Origin of the sequence: Escherichia sp. E2661 (assembly GCF_004745185.1) — a bacterium.
In the GTDB taxonomy this organism is placed as follows: Bacteria; Pseudomonadota; Gammaproteobacteria; order Enterobacterales; family Enterobacteriaceae; genus Escherichia.
Window position 1 is genome coordinate 1 of sequence record NZ_PDIG01000090.1, and the last position, 899, is coordinate 899.

An 899-nucleotide genomic window follows, 5' to 3' on the forward strand; every position below is an offset into this window, starting at 1 on the left:
GCCTCATTAACCTTATGGATTCAGTTAATGATAGTGTGTCGAAACACACTGGGTTTCCCCATTCGGAAATCGCCGGTTATAACGGTTCATATCACCTTACCGACGCTTATCGCAGATTAGCACGTCCTTCATCGCCTCTGACTGCCAGGGCATCCACCGTGTACGCTTAGTCGCTTAACCTCACAACCCGAAGATGTTTCTTTCGATTCATCATCGCGTTGCGAAAATTTGAGAGACTCACGAACAACTTTCATTGTTCAGTGTTTCAATTTTCAGCTTGATCCAGATTTTTAAAGAGCAAATATCTCAAACATCACTCGTAAGTGAGTTTTGAGATACAGAGGTCGGCGACTTTCACTCACAAACCAGCAAGTGGCGTCCCCTAGGGGATTCGAACCCCTGTTACCGCCGTGAAAGGGCGGTGTCCTGGGCCTCTAGACGAAGGGGACGTATCAGTCTGCTTCGCAAGACGCCTTGCTTTTCACTTTCTATCAGACAATCTGTGTGAGCACTGCAAAGAACAGTTCTTTAAGGTAAGGAGGTGATCCAACCGCAGGTTCCCCTACGGTTACCTTGTTACGACTTCACCCCAGTCATGAATCACAAAGTGGTAAGCGCCCTCCCGAAGGTTAAGCTACCTACTTCTTTTGCAACCCACTCCCATGGTGTGACGGGCGGTGTGTACAAGGCCCGGGAACGTATTCACCGTGGCATTCTGATCCACGATTACTAGCGATTCCGACTTCATGGAGTCGAGTTGCAGACTCCAATCCGGACTACGACGCACTTTATGAGGTCCGCTTGCTCTCGCGAGGTCGCTTCTCTTTGTATGCGCCATTGTAGCACGTGTGTAGCCCTGGTCGTAAGGGCCATGATGACTTGACGTCATCCCCACCTTC

General features: G+C 49.6%; 1 tRNA gene and 2 rRNA genes. All 3 read right to left on the minus strand.

Annotated elements, in window-relative coordinates:
* Nucleotides 1-180: ribosomal RNA gene (locus CRI63_RS23805) — 23S ribosomal RNA — on the minus strand; the annotation flags it as partial.
* Nucleotides 181-373: 193 nt separating this feature from the next.
* Nucleotides 374-449 (minus strand) — tRNA-Glu (locus tag CRI63_RS23810).
* 85 nt (nucleotides 450-534) lie between these two features.
* A 16S ribosomal RNA gene (locus tag CRI63_RS23815) occupies nucleotides 535-899 on the minus strand; the annotation flags it as partial.